Origin of the sequence: Paenibacillus terreus (genome assembly GCF_042138595.1) — a bacterium.
Lineage (GTDB): Bacteria > Bacillota > Bacilli > Paenibacillales > Paenibacillaceae > Paenibacillus > Paenibacillus terreus.
The window spans coordinates 1-2,117 of sequence record NZ_JBHIRX010000036.1 but is presented as its reverse complement, the minus strand read 5'-3'; the positions used below and the strand labels follow the sequence as shown (position 1 = coordinate 2,117).

General features: G+C 49.0%; 4 protein-coding genes. 1 reads left to right on the top strand and 3 read right to left on the bottom strand.

All coding sequences use genetic code 11. From position 1 onward, the window contains the following. Together ACE5KN_RS30965 and thiD are read right to left on the bottom strand one after the other, a co-directional pair. Positions 1 to 232 (bottom strand): hypothetical protein (locus ACE5KN_RS30965; protein WP_375533329.1); only part of this gene is annotated, 232 nt, incomplete at its 3' end. Positions 233 to 268: 36 nt separating this feature from the next. After that, the gene (gene thiD, locus ACE5KN_RS30960; RefSeq protein WP_375528909.1) at positions 269 to 1,078 is read right to left on the bottom strand and encodes a bifunctional hydroxymethylpyrimidine kinase/phosphomethylpyrimidine kinase; all 810 of its coding nucleotides are present in this window, start codon (positions 1,076 to 1,078) and stop codon (positions 269 to 271) included. A gap of 466 nt (positions 1,079 to 1,544) precedes the next feature. Between thiD and ACE5KN_RS30955 the strand changes: the two genes are divergently transcribed. After that, a complete protein-coding gene (locus ACE5KN_RS30955; RefSeq protein WP_375528910.1) occupies positions 1,545 to 1,652 on the top strand; it encodes a sporulation protein YjcZ in 108 nt (35 codons plus the stop codon). A 101-nt stretch (positions 1,653 to 1,753) separates the two neighbouring features. On the opposite strand, the gene ACE5KN_RS30950 is transcribed toward ACE5KN_RS30955, so the two are convergent. After that, entirely contained in the window at positions 1,754 to 1,975 is a 222-nt protein-coding gene (locus tag ACE5KN_RS30950; protein WP_375528911.1) for a YezD family protein, read from the bottom strand. Positions 1,976 to 2,117: the final 142 nt, after the last annotated feature.

Here is a 2,117-nt window from a genome sequence, read left to right as displayed (position 1 = left end):
AAGGCTTGTGCGAAGCGCAAGCACTGTCTACGAAGTAGGCAGAGACAAGCTCGTGACTTGAGTCATGAGTTGTTGACATCAAACTGATCCTCCATTCTTTCGTCAAACCTGAATAAAAAACGCCAATATCCGCCAAAACAACAAATTTTATTTTATCATATCTGATGCCTGGGAAGAAAATTTGAGTACTATATTTCACCAAAAAAGAAACAGCCGTGGGCAACTGTCCCACGACTGTCTAACCTTTCTTCATATGCGTCTAAACACCTCAGGATTGCTGCAAACGGTGAGCAGCATGGAGCGTTGGCCCGACAAATTCATTCAGGCGGAATCCGCCGGCAATTGCCTGGGTAATAAATTGCTTGGCCTGCTCCACAGCTTCGCGCACCGAAAGACCTTGCGCAAGTCCTGCGGTTACAGCAGCAGACGAGGTGCAGCCCGCGCCGTGGGTAAAGCTGGTATTCACGCTGTCCGTTTCAAACCATTCAAAGTTCTTTCCGTCATAGAGCAGATCCATTGCTTTGCCTTCTTTAATCTTGCCGCGGTCTTTAATCAATACATGCTTGGCGCCGCGTTCATGAATAATGGCGGCCGCTTCCTGCATCTGCTCGACTGAGCGAATCGGGCCTGTTTTGGCAAGCTGTGACGCCTCAAACAGATTCGGTGTCACAAGATCCGCGCCGGGAATAAGCAGATCCAGCATCGCTTCCGTATTTTCCGGCTGCAGCACTTCATCCGTGCCTTTGCATACCATAACCGGATCAATGACAATCCGTTTGAGATCATGCTTCTTTAAATACCCGGCAACCAGCTCAATAATCTCCACCGAGCCAAGCATGCCTGTCTTCATGGCATCAAAGCCGATGCCCTCCAGCACTGTTTTCAGCTGGGCTTCCACCACATCCAGGGCTACCGGATATACAAGATGGTCCCATGTGCGGGGCGCCATCGCAACAATCGTGGTCAGAACGGTCATACCATATACGCCGAATTCCTGAAAAGTCTTCAGATCAGCTTGGATGCCGGCTCCTCCGCTCGTATCGGAGCCGGCAATCGTTAATGTTTTAGGGACGGTCATGTTTATGCTCTCCTTCACTTTATGCTGCATTTATCCTAATCCTGTCGTTCCTTCTTGTCAAACCCCTTCACAGAGGACTTTCCGCCTTTATTTCCGCTTCAGCATTCCTTACTCTCCTGTCCTGATTTTTCTGTATACCAAGGTGATGATGTTTGTCCTAAATATACCGTCCCCGTTGCCATGGAACAGCCTGCGGTAAGAGCGCCTATTTAATCTTTGTCTGCGTAAAATGGACTCCTGCTGATTTCCGTTATGGAGCCGTATGAATATACTGTTTTTGAATTAAGCATTAGCCGCCAATGAGGTTAACACTTGGGGCCGGGGTCCGCTGAGTCTGCCGCCCTTGTACCTCAAATGTAGTAATATAGGCACTCTTCATACTTCCGGGCTGCTTTAAATTACGAGGCAGGCCTGCATGAAAAATTAATTTTGCTAACCTATTACCCCCACGGAAGGAGGAGGACAAATGAGCGCAGTTAGAGGAGGATATGGTGGTGGACTGTGGACTTCCACAGGTGTCATTCTGGTTCTGTTTATTCTGCTTGTGATCATCAGCCGCACTTTCTGGGTGTAATTTATTAAAACTGAGTCATTGAAAAAACACAAGGGTGCCCAAGGCCGTTTTGGCCTAGGCACCCTTGTTGGAATTCCGGGCGGTAGAAAGCTGCAAAACGCTTATTCAGAGCCTGACTTGCGGAGCGGCCGCGGGGAAGTACGCCCTGACACCTGCTTCGACGCGTCCGAGCTCGTGTTACCAAAACGCTTGCGTTCCGTCCGTTCCATCTGGACAATCTGTCCCTCATGGACAACGATATGAAGTGAACCGAATTCCATATTATCCAGCTGCTCAGCAATACGGTTCATCCAAACCTGGTCCACCTTCAGCGGTTTTGCCATACGGCCGCCTCCTTCATTTGTATATAAGTGTGTGTTCAAAAAGTCAGGTTTTCAGCACCGAAGCTTATGCTTCCGAAGTGCGTTTTTTCAAAACGCTGGAGTTGAATGAAGCTAGGGACTGAGGAGCGGAGCGTACTTGGGG